Raw genomic sequence first — 262 nt, forward strand, 5'->3', positions numbered from 1 at the left:
GTGTGGACGCGATCAACAGCGATGCGGGTACAGACCTAACCAGCCTGACGCTGAAAGTGACGGCGACAGATGGAGCGGGCAACGCGACAGAAAGCGACGAAGTGACGGTGAGCATCGATCGTGTGAACGACAATGCGCCGACGTTCGACACGGCTTCAGGCAACACGGTGACCGAACAGTCCGTGAGCACCGACACCGTGGTTGCGACCTTCACGACCAGCGACCTGGATGACGTGAACGGCGATATCAGCTACAGCATCAC

1 protein-coding gene is annotated in these 262 nt (G+C 59.2%); it reads left to right on the forward strand.

Features of this window, described 5'->3' with window-relative positions; genetic code table 11:
* A partial coding sequence (locus AAEZ08_RS23055) for a hypothetical protein (protein ID WP_500125198.1) occupies positions 1-262 on the forward strand: 262 nt, incomplete at both ends.

The organism is Pseudomonas sp. E45-MNA-CIBAN-0222 (genome assembly GCF_040310405.1).
In the GTDB taxonomy this organism is placed as follows: domain Bacteria; phylum Pseudomonadota; class Gammaproteobacteria; order Pseudomonadales; family Pseudomonadaceae; genus Stutzerimonas; species Stutzerimonas stutzeri_AC.